Source organism: Brevundimonas sp. (assembly GCF_029945885.1).
Classification (GTDB): domain Bacteria; phylum Pseudomonadota; class Alphaproteobacteria; order Caulobacterales; family Caulobacteraceae; genus Brevundimonas.
In genome coordinates, this window is sequence record NZ_JAQSDK010000032.1 from 1 (window position 1) to 11,248 (window position 11,248).

Genomic DNA, 11,248 nt, shown 5'->3' on the forward strand with positions numbered 1-11,248 from the left:
GGCCTGCCGCCAGCGTTCGCTCTGAGCCAGGATCAAACTCTCAGGTTGAGTTGACTATCTGACTAAAGCAGACCGACCCGAAGGCCGGTTGGCATTAGTTCTACGTATTCTTGACGAGAACCACTTCGCTGATCCGTAAGAACCAGCGACATGGTTGTATCTTTTCAAAAAGACCGCAGAGTGTCAGTATCGTCGTAATAACCCCGAAGGGTCATCGCTAGGACACCGCCGCCTGCGTTTCTCTTTCCAAATCAACGATTTCAAAGACCCGAACCGGAAGATTTCCAGTCCCACCGTTTAGCGCCAGGTGACGGCGGAGGCGGCGATGTAGTCGCCTCGGTAGTCCGTGTCAAGCGGTTCCTTTTAAGAGAACCTCTTTTCGTCAACCGCTCCAAGGAGCGGCGGAAGCGGCTATTTAGTCGCCTCCGATTTCCGTGTCAAGTAGTTCTTTTTAAAGAAGAACTTCTCTCTGCGGCCCCGCCCCGAAGGACGGCGGAGGCGGCTTTCTAAAGAAGGCCGATCCCCGTGTCAACCGGGCTTTTCAGCCATTTCGCGAAACCGGAAACCGAAGCTTCCGAAGCCGCAAAAAACCGTCGGAGGAAAGCAGCGAGGCTACCCTCTTTATCGTTTCCGACGATTCGATTGGAGCGCGGAGACTATTTGGAACCGGCTGCAGAAGCAAGAAGTTTTTAACTTCTTTCTTCTTTGGGACCCGGAAGACTTTCGTCTCCCCGGCCCCGGCGGCCAGCCCGTCTCCGAGCGAGGTGGCGATATACGGACCGGGCTTTTGGTCTGCAAGCGTCTTTATCGATTCAGCCGAAGTTTCTCGCCGAGTCCGGTTCACCGACCCGGGTCAGGATACCGCGCCCACCCGCGCAGCCCGACGCTTCAGCCCGCCGCTATATAGGTGCGCAGGCTTTCGGCCTCATGGGTGGCCTCGGCGATCTGGCATTTGACCACATCCCCGATGGAGATGACGCCGCTCAGACGGCCGGCCTTGAGGACCGGCAGGTGGCGAATCCGTCGGTCGGTCATACGTCCCATAAGAATCGCCACGGTCTCACCCGGCTCCGCGAAGACGACTTCACGCGTCATATAGTCGGCAACCGGTCGCGCCAGGCAGGTCTGGCCGTCCCTGGCGACTGCGCGCACCACATCCCGTTCGGACAGGACACCGACCACCCTGTCCCCGTCACAGACAATCAGGGCACCGACCCGTTTCTGTTCGAGCTCGGCGCAGGCGCGGGAGAGGGTGAAGTCGGGGGCGATCGAAAAGACCGCGCCTCCCTTGTCCTTGAGGATTTCGGCAACCAGCATCGGGCGGCTCCTTACACTCTATATAGAGGCGGCCGCGGCGGGCCGCTTTCGAACAGGATCGCGCAGGCGGCCCCGGGAATCAAATCACGATGGTCTCTGGCCAAAAAGCCGGGCCACAGGCCCGATCGCCAGCAGGCCGAACACAAAGCCCGCGGCGTGAGCCTCCCAGGCGATGCGCGCGCCCTCCACCCCGGGCGCAAAGCCGATGAGGCCGGTCGCGGCGTTCACGCCCATTATAACGGCGGCGGCCGTAAGCACGCGCCGGTCGGTGATCCCGCGCAATCGCCCCTGACGACTGCCCAGCAGACGCAGGGCCGCGCCCATCAGGCCAAAGACGGCACCGGACGCGCCGACCACCGGGTCATTGCTGGCAAGATGGACGAGGCCGTAGCCCAGGGAGGCGACGAGACCACAGACTATATAGAAGGCCAGAAAGATGGCCGCGCCCTTGAGCCCGGGGAACAGGCGGGCCACCGGCGGGCCGAAGGCCAGGGCGGCGATGGCGTTGGCTGCCACATGTCCCCAGCCGCCATGGACCAGCATCGTGCTGAACAGTCCCGGCCACCAGTCGCCATAGACCAGTGACGACGGCAGAAACGCATAGGAGAAGCCGCCGTCGGGCAGGCGCTGCTGTACGAGGAACAGGGCCGGCATCGAAAGCGCCAGAAGGACCGCCACCGCCGGCGCATTCAGGATCTTTTCGCGGGGAGGACCGTCGAATCGGCCGGGCGGCAACTGCATCTGCTTCAAATGCGCAGTGATGACCGCAATCTCAAGCGCTTCTTAATATCCCTATCCCATTTTGGCACGCGGATTGCCTGTCGATCCGTAAACCACGTTCGCGTGCGGAGCGCTGTAATGTCACTCTTCCGGCTGAAGACCGTCCTGATCGTCGCCGTCCTGGCCCTGCCGACGGCTGCCGCGGCCCAGTCCACCGGATCGTCGGGCGCGGCCACCTACCAGGCCGGCTATGGCGGGGCACGCTATACAACAGCCCGGCCGCAGACGGGGACCACGCGCGATGCCAACGGCAACCGCCTGATCGTCAACGGCCTGATCCAGAACGGAGCCAGCGCCTATGCCAGCGCCTCCGGCGGTGTCGCCTCAAGCTATAGCGGGGCCGGCGGTCAGACCGCGATCGGCGGATCCTCGGCCATCGGCAACAGCCTGAACGTCGTGGTCCAGGGCAACCACAACACGGTCATCGTCAACTCCACCCAGACCAACAACGGCGCAATCACCGCCGGCACGGCCCTGAACGGCACCCTGAGGTTTCCATGAACATCCGCCAGCGTCGACTGAGGACTGCAGGCGCAGTCTGCACCGCGGCAGCCCTGCTGACCGGCTGCATCTCGGCGACCGCCAGTCCGGCCGGCCTCTATGCCACGCCGATCGGCAATGCCCCGGTGACGGCCAACCCGACCCCCTATTCCACCGCCCTGTTCTGCATGGCGGACTATGCCCGACGCTACAATCTGCCGTCGCCGCGCATGGCGGTCGGCCGGATCAGCGACTACACCGGCACCGTCTCAGCGGACGGCGGACGTCAGGTTACGGGTGGCGCTTCGCTGATGGCGGTCTCGGCCCTGGCCAAGTCCGGGGCCCGGATCGTCGAACGCTATGACACCTCTGTCTCCGAGCTCGAGCTGCGCTATGCCAACAACCGCCTGATCGGCGATGACGGCCCGGGGGGAGCCGAAGACCAGCAGTACCGTCGCATTCTGGCAGGTCAGGTCCCGGGGTCGGACTTCTATATGGTCGGTGGCATCACCGAGGTGAACTACAACATCCGTTCGGGGGGCTTCGACGCCGCGGCCGGCCAGGCCTCGTCGGACACCCCCCTGTCGGTTGCCTTCACAGGCAAGGCCTTCGTGATGAACATCGCCATCGACCTGCGACTGGTCCAGACCACCACGCTGGAAGTCGTCGATGTCGTCTCCTACCAGAAGCAGATCATCGGCCGTGAGATCTCGGCCGGCGTGTTCGACTTCCTGAACGGCAACGTCTTCGACATCTCCGCGGGCGAAGGCGGCTTCGAGCCGGTTCAGCTGGCGGTCCGGGCCCTGATCGAACGGGCCACCGTCGAATTCATGGCCAATCTGTACGGGGCCCCCGGCCCCGAGATCTGCCTCAATGCCTCGAACGACCCGCTCGGCGGCACCACCGGTCCCACCGGAGGCTATTATCCCGCCTATCCCAATACGGACACGAACAATGGTCAGACCCGCTCGGATCCGTCTCGCTGGCACGATCGGCGCGACACTGCTGTGCGTCGCAGCCGCTACTGAGGCCATGGCGCAGGACGGCACGATCGTCCTCAACAACCAGATCCAGATGGGCGATGTCGTCGCCGGTCAGACGCTCAACGTCGTCGACGCCGACGAACAGGTCACCGTTTCGACCTCGGCCCAGGGCAACAGCTTCTCCGGGGCTGTCGAAAACGATTCGATCACCGTCGACTCCACCCAGGAGATGAACGGCGACGCCCTGGCGACCACCACCATGACGCTTGGGGGCGACACCGCGGGCAGACTCACGGCCACGACCCAGGCGGGTGGCAACTATCTGGCGGCCTCGGCCTACGGAGCCGACCTGCGCGTGGACGCCAGCCAGCTGGTCACGGACGGCGAGGTCGCCGCCAACTCGACCATCACGAACGATTCGGCCCGTCTGCTGGCGGGCGCGACCGTCGAGGCCTCGGCCATCGGCAACGCCACCGCCATGGGCGGCGAGGCCTCGACCGTCACCGGCGTCATCAGTCAGGGCTCATCGGCAACGATTCGGGCCTCGAACCTGGCCAGCACCCAATATATCCCCGCCCAGGCCGCCTTCAGCAGCCAGGCCATGGCCAATGCGGTGGCCGTCAACAGCGACGCCGCCTCGAACCAGAGCCTCTATGTCCGCCAACGCTCAACCGGTGACCTGATCGAGGCCGGGACCAGCGCCAACGCCGGCAATGCCTGGGACCTGGCCGGACGGGCCCGCGCCAGCGCCAACCAGGCCGTGTTCCAGAATCAGGGCGGCGCGCTGATCGCCGAGACGGATCAGGGCAACGACGCCCAGGTGCGTGCCACGGCGATCACCACGGCCTATGATTATGGGGCGGTCGAGGCCTATGCCCGGGCGGCCGGCAATGATGTGTCGGTCGGCAACAACGACGTCTACGTCGAGATCGACAATACTCAGTTCAACTCGGGCGGGGTCGACGCTACGGCTACGTTCTCCGGCACCAACGGCTATGATGTCTATGTCGGCGCGGACGCCGTCGGCAATTCGGTGACCGGCTACGCCTGCTCCGAATGTGCCGGCTATCTGACGGCCACCAACGTCCAGACCAACAACGGTTCGGTCACGGCGACGGCCAATACGACCGTGGCGGGCTCGTCACGCGCCGTGATCACCGGCACCAATGCCGTGGGCAATGCGGCGACCTTCTACGTCTCGCGCCCCGGCCCCTGACAGCCTGAAAAAGCGATCACATCCTCGCTAGGCGAGTGACGCCGCCTGACGGACACCCTAGAGCTGTCGCCCTGTCTGTTCAGCACCGGCGTCCATCCGAAAGGGTGAGGCTCCGGGCACCCGGAGTGTCCCGAATGCGATCCGCCCGTCTGCTTCTGCTTGCCGCGTCCAGCACCCTTGTTCTTTCCCTTGTGGCCCTGCCCGCCGCCGCGGAGGCCCAGACTCGGGGAAACGCGTCGAGCACGGCCGCATCTGCACCGTCCGATCCCTGGGCCCAGATCGCCAGCGACATTCCCGTCGATTCCCAGGTCCGGATCGGCCAGATGGCCAACGGCATGCGCTATGCCATCCTGCGCAACGCCACCCCGCCCGGTCAGGCGTCGCTGCGCCTGCGGATCGACGCCGGCTCGCTGATGGAGAATGACGACCAGCTCGGTCTGGCGCATTTCATGGAACATATGGCCTTCAACGGGACGACCAACATCCCCGAGAACGACCTGCTGCGCATCCTTGAGCGTCTGGGACTGGCGTTCGGGGCCGACACCAATGCGGCGACCGGGTTTGACCAGACCTTCTACCAGCTGGAATTGCCGCGGACGAACGACGAGACGGTCGACACCGCCCTGCACATCATGCGCGAACAGGTGTCCGAGGCCCTGATGGCCGCCGATGCCGTCGAGTCTGAACGGGGCGTCATTGTCGGCGAGGAACGCCTGCGCAACACGCCGGGCCTTCGTTCGCTCAAGGCCCAACTGGCCCTGTTGGCCCCCGGTCAGCGCGTGTCGCACCGGCTGCCCATCGGGGATCTCGACATCATCCGCACGGCCCCCCGCGAGCGGTTCGTCGAATTCTATGACGCCTATTACCGCCCCTCGCGGGCAACGATGATCGCTGTCGGCGATTTCGACGTCGACGTGATGGAGGCCAAGATCCGGGGGGCGTTCGAATCCTGGCAGCCGCGCGCCGCCGACGGGCCCGAGCCTGACCTGGGTACCGTGGCACCGCGACAGGCCGAGACGCGCATTCTGGTCGAGCCCGGCATCCAGTCCTCGATCCAGCTGAACTGGATCAAGGCCCCCGACACTGATCCGGATACGGTATCCGAGCGCCGAGAGACCCTGTTGCGAACCCTCGGCCTCGCCGTCCTGAACCGCCGGATGGGTGAAATCGCCCGCGGCGACAACCCGCCCTTCCTCGGTGGCGGAGCCGATCAGTCAACCCTGGTGGACAGTCTGGAAATCGGCTCTGTCCGGGCGGCCTTCAACCCAGGCGGATGGAAGCCGGCGCTGGAGTCGCTTGAGCAGGAACAACGCCGGCTGGTTCAGTTCGGGGTCTCCGAGGCCGAACTGCAGCGCGAAATCGCCGACAGCCGTGTGGCGCTCGAGAATGCCGCGGCCTCGGCCGATACGCGCCGCACTCCGGCCCTGGCCATGGCCCTGCTCAGCGCAGTCAACGACAATACGGTGTTCACATCACCCCAGACCGATCTCGACCTGTTCAACGCCACCGTTGACGGGCTGACCGCGGCCCAGGTCAACGAAGCGATCAAGCCGGTCTTCAGAGGCGGCGGCCCGCTGGCCCTCGTCGTCACCCCGGTCGAGATTGAAGGGGGCGAGGCGGCTGTCACCGCCGCCCTGGAGGCTTCCCGTCTGGTGCCGGTTACCGCCCCCGCCGCCCAGGCGCAGATGGCCTGGCCCTATGCCGACTTCGGTCTCGCCGGCGCGGTACAGTTGCGTCACGAAATCGCGGCGATCGGGGCCACCGAGGTCACCTTCACCAATGGGGTCCGCCTGATCGTCAAGCCGACGACCTTCCGGGACGAGCAGATTCTGGTCGGCGTCAATACCGGCCTCGGCGACCTCGGTCTGCCTGCCGACCGTTCCGACCCGCAATCCCTGGCCCCGCTGATCTTCACCCAGGGCGGCCTGGGCAAGCTCACGGCCGATGAATTGAGCCGGGTCCTCAACGGTCGCATCTATTCGGCCAATTTCGCGGTCGATGGCGACAGCTACCGCCTGACCGGCGGGACCCGTCCGCAGGACCTGACGCTGGAGATGCAGATTCTGGCGGCCTATCTGACCGATCCCGGCCTGAGGGCGGCCCCGTTCCAGCAGATCAAGACCTTCTTCCCGCAGATTCTGGCCCAGCAGTCGGCGACGCCGGGCGGGGCCTTCCAGCTCCAGGCGTCCGGCCTGCTGGCCAGCGGCGACCGCCGCCAGGCCTTCCCGACGGCCGAGGATGTGGCCGGATGGAGCAATGAGGATCTGCGCACCGGTATTACCCATGGCCTGTCGACCGGACCGATCGATGTGGTGATGGTCGGTGACGTCACCGTTGACGATGCGATCGCCGCCGTCGCCGCTACCTTCGGGGCCCTGCCCGCGCGCGGGCCTGACCTGGCCGTCGCACCGGGGGCCGATCAGCTGCATTTCCCCGCCGCCACGCCTTCGCCGGTTCAGCTGTTCCATACCGGACCGGTCGAACAGGCCCTGGGCTATATCGCCTGGCCGACGACCGACCAGGTCGACGACCGGACCGAAGCCCGTCAGGTCTCGATTCTGGCCGAGGTGCTGAAGCTGCGCGTGCTCGAGGAAGTCCGCGAACGCCAGGCCCTGGCCTATTCGCCCAATGCCGGGGCCAGCGCCTCCGACGTCTTCCCGGGCTATGGCTCGATCTCGGTCACGGCCCAGACCACGCCCGAGTCCCTGCCCGCCTTCTTTGCGGCCATCGATCTGATCGTGGCCTCCCTGCGGGACACCCCGGTGACCGAGGACGAGCTGAACCGCGCGCGCCTGCCGGTGATCGAATCGCTGCGGCGTCGCCAGGCGGGCAATGAGTACTGGCTGGGTGAACTGACGGCCGTGGCCACCAACCCCGAGGCGGTCGACCAGACCCTGACCGCCATTTCGGACATGGAGGCGATCACTCCGGCCGATATCCAGCGACTGGCCCGCCAGTATCTGACGGGCGACACGGCCTGGAAGGCAACCGTGACCTCGTCGGCCCCGGCCACTGCGGCCCCCTAGGGAAACGAAAAATGGCCCCGGCTCTGCTTGAGCCGGGGCCAGTTGTTTCTCAGGCTCGTCGATGGAGATCGACGGTCACAGTGTGTCAGGTCGCGGATGACCCCCGGCTGAACAGCGGCTTCAGAACACCCGGCCGCCGACGCCGCCGTCCAGGGTGATGCTGGCCCCCGACACCGCGATGCCGGAGGTCTGCACGACCTCCTCGCGATACTCGGTGTAGGTCTCTTCGCGCATCATGGTCAGGATCTTGATGCCGGCACCGTAGCGACGCAGCAGCGAGCGCTCGTTGCAGTCACGCTCGGGCTTCTCGGGGCGGCATTCGACGCTGCCGCCGCGGCCGTGCCACAGGGCCTCGCGCTTGCGGCAGCTCATCGTCTCGCCGTGGTCGAAGCGGACCTCGCCCAGATATTCGGCAATGGTGACCTGCAGCCAGGTGCCGGCGAGGCAGCGATAGAGCTCGCCTTCATAGTCACCGCGCACGTCGCGATCGGGGCGTACCTGCGAGGCCGGATGGGGCACGTTGCGGTCATCGATACAGACGGCCTGGATGACGACGCGTTTTTCGAAGCGGCGACGCGATTCGAACGGCACGCGCACGACCTGGGAGACCACGGCCCCCTCGACCATCAGGCCGGAGATGGTCGTGGGATACGGCTGGTCGACGGTGACATAGGCACCACCACCGCCCTGGACATAGACGCTGGAGCCGGCGCGGGCGTTGATACCGGCGCGGGCAGCGGCGCTGGCGTTGGCGTTCACATTGACGTTGACGTTCACGTTACCGCCCCCGCAGCAGGGCGGAGGGGGCGGCTGCTGACAGCACGGCGTCGGCGGCGGTGGTGGCGGCGGCGGTGGCGGTGGCGGCTCGCAGCACGGCGGTGGCGGCGGCGCGCAGCACTGGGCTGCAGCGCTGTCGGCGAAGGCCGTCAGGGCGATAAAGCCTGCCAGGGCTGGTAGCCAGGTCTTGATCCGCACCCGCATGGGCTGGACTCCCGATCGTCAAAGATTACGTCGGCCAAGCAAGAAACAGGCCGATCCAGCCTGCATTCAAGCCGGAAAGCCTTTCGTTTCCGTTGCCATCCCGGCGGATCGACCCCGGCCCCATCCTTGCGGGACCGGGGGGTGGAGGCCGGAGCCATGTTCCATTCTGACACCCAGACCCTGATCGACACCTGGACCGCCCTGGGCGAGTCCGCCCTGATTCCCGACCGCGCCAGCCTCGATCCGTCGCGGCTGGGCCTGCTGCTGCCACGCGCCTTCATGGCCGTGCGGCGCGGGGACGGGGCCGAGTTCCGTCTCGCCGGCAGCTGGATCGAGACCTTTCATGGCGATCGCCTGGCCGGAACGGCCTGGCTGTCGTGGTGGAGCGAATCGAGCCGCCCGCTGGTCGCCGACGCCATCATCCGGACCTTCCGCGAGGCCCGGCCCGTGGTCGTGGTTGCCGGGGCGGGTGACGACGAGACGGCGCTGGAGATCACCCTGACGCCGTTGCGCAGCCCTGACGGCATGGCGGACCGGATTCTGGGCCTGTATGCGCCGACCACGGCCGCGACCCGCGATCTGGTGGACGTCGATTCGCTGACGGCACGGGTTTCGGTCGGGGTCGGTGACGCCCGACGCGCGCCGCTGAGTCTGGCCACGGTCGACGGCCGGCTCATCGCCTAGACCGGTTTCAGGGTGCCGGCGTAGCGCCGCCAGTTCTGTACATAGTGGGCGGCCGAGGCCTTCAGGGCCTCGATCTGGCCGGGCTCAAGCTGACGCACCACCCTGCCCGGCTGGCCCATGACCAGGGAGTTGTCGGGAATCACCTTGCCCTCGGTGATCAATGTATTGGCCCCGATCAGACAGTTGTTGCCGATCTTCGCCCGGCCGAGAATCACCGCCCCGATGCCGATCAGGGTGTTGTCGCCGATCTCGCAACTGTGCAGCATGACCATATGGCCAACGGTGACGCCGTCACCGATGATCAGGGGCTCGCCCGGATCGGAATGCAGGACGCTGCCGTCCTGGATATTGGTATCGCGGCCGATGGTGATCGGGTCATTGTCACCGCGCACAACAGCCCCGAACCAGACACTGGCCCCGGGCTTCAGGGTGACATCGCCGATCACGGTGGCATTCGGCGCGATCCAGTATTCGCCGTCCGACGGCAGCTGCGGTTTCTTGTCCGCCAACGCATAGACTGTCATGGAACCATTACCTTACCTGAAGCGATTGAGGGCTTTAAGCCTTCGTAAACCACGTTAGCATCATCCTGTTGATGCGATTCGAGGCCGCCATTTCGGCCCCGGATCGGAAACCGGATCAAGCCCGGTCCGGTCAGGCCCCGAGGAGGACGCGCGTGACGCGTTCCGGTCGTCGGCGGGCATGCCCGCTGGAAGTTCACCCTTCCCCCGATCCGGGCGGCCGCACGGCCTCCTCCGTTACGTTTCTCCCCACGCTCGTACGAGGCGATGCTTTTCCGGCATCGCCTTTTTTCATGCCCTGGAGGCGCCCGTGACCAAACGTGCCGCTATGAGACGCCAGTCGAACCGCGAAGGTGTTCTCGATTCCCGCCAGTTCAGTGATGAGTCGCGTGCCCGACGCGGGTCGACCCACAGCGGCTGGTCGCCGATTCCGCAAAATGACGATCGCGACCAGGCCTATCTGAAGACGTTGAAGCCCAAGTCCGAGGGCCAGACGCAGATGATGACGGCGATCGACGAGCATAATCTGGTGCTGGCGCTTGGACCGGCAGGCACCGGCAAGACCTATCTGGCGGTGGCCAAGGCGGTCGAGGCGCTGGAGGCCGGCACCATCGGGCGAATCGTCCTGTCGCGACCCGCCATCGAGGCCGGCGAATCGCTGGGCTTCCTGCCCGGGGACATGGAGGACAAGCTGGCCCCCTATCTGCGGCCCCTCTACGACGCCCTGTCGGACCGGCTGAGCATGAAACGGGTCAAACAGCTGATGACCGAGGGGCTGATCGAGATCGCCCCGATCGGCTTCATGCGCGGTCGCACCCTGAACAACGCCTTCATCGTCGTCGATGAGGCCCAGAACTGCACCTATATGCAGCTGAAGATGCTGCTGACGCGGCTGGGCTGGCATTCGACGATGGTCGTGACCGGCGATCCGCAGCAGTCCGATCTGCTGCCGGGGATCTCGGGCCTGACCGACATCGCCGACCGTCTGGCTCCCCTGCCCGACATCGCCGTGGTCCGGCTGGCCGAGCGCGACATCGTCCGGCATCCGCTGGTGGCCAGTATGATCGGGGTTCTGTAGCCGCACACGGCAATCTCCCTTCTCCCGTCGGTGGCGGGGGAAGGGACCTGCGCCCGAAACGCACAGCCGTCCGCGTCCGCGCGCCGGTCCGGCCGCGGTGATGGGGGCGTGGGCGGAGCGCCGGGCATCCGCCCGGTGTGTTTAAAAAATACCGTTTCGGCGAACGTCAGACGCTCCGCGCG

Annotated in this window: 10 protein-coding genes; 6 read left to right on the top strand and 4 right to left on the bottom strand. The window is 65.9% G+C overall.

Annotation, left to right across the window (positions count from 1 at the left end; genetic code table 11):
• Positions 1 to 888: 888 nt before the first annotated feature.
• Both PSV00_RS11700 and PSV00_RS11705 read right to left on the bottom strand, forming a co-directional pair.
• Positions 889 to 1,317 carry a CBS domain-containing protein gene (locus tag PSV00_RS11700; protein ID WP_300447390.1) on the bottom strand — a complete coding sequence of 143 codons (429 nt, stop codon included), beginning with the start codon at positions 1,315 to 1,317 and terminating at the stop codon, positions 889 to 891.
• Between the two features lie 84 nt (positions 1,318 to 1,401).
• Entirely contained in the window at positions 1,402 to 2,058 is a 657-nt protein-coding gene (locus tag PSV00_RS11705; RefSeq protein ID WP_300447393.1) for a rhomboid family intramembrane serine protease, read from the bottom strand.
• Positions 2,059 to 2,175: 117 nt separating this feature from the next.
• Here PSV00_RS11705 and hfaA point away from each other — a divergent pair, with 117 nt between their 5' ends.
• The 4 genes from hfaA to PSV00_RS11725 all read left to right on the top strand — a co-directional run bounded on the left by hfaA (position 2,176) and on the right by PSV00_RS11725 (position 7,802).
• Positions 2,176 to 2,598: a holdfast anchoring protein HfaA gene (gene hfaA / locus PSV00_RS11710; protein WP_300447396.1), complete on the top strand. Its 423-nt coding sequence runs from the start codon at positions 2,176 to 2,178 to the stop codon at positions 2,596 to 2,598.
• A complete protein-coding gene (gene hfaB, locus PSV00_RS11715; protein WP_300447398.1) occupies positions 2,595 to 3,605 on the top strand; it encodes a holdfast anchoring protein HfaB in 1,011 nt (336 codons plus the stop codon). The genes hfaA and hfaB overlap by 4 nt, the downstream gene beginning before the upstream one ends.
• Positions 3,532 to 4,776, top strand: a complete 1,245-nt coding sequence (gene hfaD, locus PSV00_RS11720) for a holdfast anchor protein HfaD (protein ID WP_300447401.1) — start codon at positions 3,532 to 3,534, stop codon at positions 4,774 to 4,776. The genes hfaB and hfaD overlap by 74 nt, the downstream gene beginning before the upstream one ends.
• A 134-nt stretch (positions 4,777 to 4,910) precedes the next feature.
• A complete protein-coding gene (locus PSV00_RS11725) occupies positions 4,911 to 7,802 on the top strand; it encodes an insulinase family protein (protein ID WP_300447403.1) in 2,892 nt (963 codons plus the stop codon).
• Between the two features lie 120 nt (positions 7,803 to 7,922).
• Here the strand turns inward: PSV00_RS11725 and PSV00_RS11730 are convergent, their stop codons facing one another.
• Positions 7,923 to 8,579: a hypothetical protein gene (locus tag PSV00_RS11730; RefSeq protein ID WP_300447406.1), complete on the bottom strand. Its 657-nt coding sequence runs from the start codon at positions 8,577 to 8,579 to the stop codon at positions 7,923 to 7,925.
• Between the two features lie 360 nt (positions 8,580 to 8,939).
• Between PSV00_RS11730 and PSV00_RS11735 the strand changes: the two genes are divergently transcribed.
• A complete protein-coding gene (locus tag PSV00_RS11735) occupies positions 8,940 to 9,467 on the top strand; it encodes a PAS domain-containing protein (RefSeq protein WP_300447408.1) in 528 nt (175 codons plus the stop codon).
• Here PSV00_RS11735 and PSV00_RS11740 read toward each other — a convergent pair.
• Positions 9,464 to 9,991 carry a gamma carbonic anhydrase family protein gene (locus PSV00_RS11740; RefSeq protein WP_300447411.1) on the bottom strand — a complete coding sequence of 176 codons (528 nt, stop codon included), beginning with the start codon at positions 9,989 to 9,991 and terminating at the stop codon, positions 9,464 to 9,466. The genes PSV00_RS11735 and PSV00_RS11740 overlap by 4 nt on opposite strands.
• A gap of 307 nt (positions 9,992 to 10,298) precedes the next feature.
• On the opposite strand from PSV00_RS11740, the gene PSV00_RS11745 reads away from it, so the two are divergent.
• Positions 10,299 to 11,066, top strand: a complete 768-nt coding sequence (locus PSV00_RS11745) for a PhoH family protein (RefSeq protein ID WP_300447414.1) — start codon at positions 10,299 to 10,301, stop codon at positions 11,064 to 11,066.
• Positions 11,067 to 11,248: the final 182 nt, after the last annotated feature.